Genomic DNA, 1069 nt, shown 5'->3' on the forward strand with positions numbered 1-1069 from the left:
GTGTAGGAGGTAACGGTCATGCCGCCTCTCCTTCGAAGATCGCGTCGGTCAATTCGCCACGCGCCACCGCAAAAGCCGGATCGGCCTTGATGGTGCGGATGGCTTCGCCCGATGCGTAGCGCCTGGAGAAGCCGGGTTCAAAAGTCCGCACCACGCGGCCTGGGCCGGGCGCTAGCACGACGATGCGGGTGGCCAGCACCAGCGCCTCCTCGATGCCATGCGTCACCATCAGCACGCCGACCTCGCTTGCCGTCCACAGATCGAGCAGCGTCGTCTGCATGCGTTCGCGCGTCAGCGCATCGAGCGCGCCGAGCGGTTCGTCGAGCAGCAGGAATTCGGGTTCGGCGGCGAGCGCCCGGGCCAGGCCGACGCGCTGGCGCATGCCGCCGGAAAGCTCCCAGATGCGCTTGTCGCCGGCGTCGGTGAGCTTCACCAGCGCCAGCAGCTCATCGGCGCGCTGCGCCCGCTCGGCTGGCCTGACACCGCGCAGCCTGAGCGCGAAGGCAACGTTTTCGCGCGCCGTCAGCCATGGGAACAGCGCGTCGTTCTGGAACACCACCGCCCGGTCCGAGCCCGGCGCGGTGATCGGCTTGCCGTTGATGGAGGCGCGCCCGCGTGCCGGCGCGACAAGGCCGGCGGCGACGTTGAGCAGCGAGGTCTTGCCGCAGCCGGACCGGCCGACCAGCACGACGAAATCGCCCTTGGCGACATCGATCGACACCCGTTCGACGGAAGGCGCCGCCTGGCCGTCATAGTGGATCGAGACCTTGTCCAATACGAGATGGGGGTCCAGTACGAGATGGGGGTCGAGCACGAGATGCGGCATGGATGCCTCGCGGTTCGTTGAAATCCGACGGCCCCGGCGCTCGTCAGCGGTTCCGGGGCAGTCAGCACGCGGCGTCAGGGAAGAAGCGCGCGGGCCGGGTTCAGAGCAATTCCAGGAAAAGTGTGAAGCGGTTTTCCGTCCGGAATTGCGTTAAACGAGTACTAGTTCGAGGCGAGCGCCTCTGTGACGTATTTCGACGATACGTATTTCGAATAGTCCGGCAGCACGGCGTCGATCTTGCCT

The 1069-nt window shown here is 66.4% G+C and carries 1 protein-coding gene; it reads right to left on the reverse strand.

Translation table 11 applies throughout. From position 1 onward, the window contains the following. Positions 1-16: 16 nt before the first annotated feature. Positions 17-826: a taurine ABC transporter ATP-binding protein gene (locus EN984_RS35710; protein ID WP_127269225.1), complete on the reverse strand. Its 810-nt coding sequence runs from the start codon at positions 824-826 to the stop codon at positions 17-19. Between the last annotated feature and the right edge of the window lie 243 nt (positions 827-1069).

The organism is Mesorhizobium sp. M7A.F.Ca.CA.004.12.1.1 (genome assembly GCF_003997835.1).
GTDB lineage: Bacteria > Pseudomonadota > Alphaproteobacteria > Rhizobiales > Rhizobiaceae > Mesorhizobium.